Raw genomic sequence first — 203 nt, 5'->3', positions numbered from 1 at the left:
ATTTATCGTCGTTTTCCCTTCACGATTGTCCTCAAGAAAGCGGTCGAAGAAACCCCCCACCCCTGCCGAGTGAAAATCGATCCAGGATCGAAAGTGACGGGTTTGGCGATCTTAAAAGACTTGCAAGTGCTTTGGGCTGCCGAACTTACCCATCGCGGGCAAGCGATTAAAGATGCGCTCTTGTCCCGTCGCCAACTGCGTCG

1 protein-coding gene is annotated in these 203 nt (G+C 52.7%); it reads left to right on the top strand.

Annotation, left to right across the window (positions count from 1 at the left end):
* The coding region (locus tag AC0QH1_RS16160; protein ID WP_324632238.1) for an RRXRR domain-containing protein at window positions 1-203 on the top strand (203 nt) is incomplete at its 3' end.

It is taken from the genome of Phormidium sp. CCY1219 (assembly GCF_055795085.1).
Note: the sequence above shows the minus strand (reverse complement) of the source record. Positions and strands in the feature narration are given on the sequence as shown.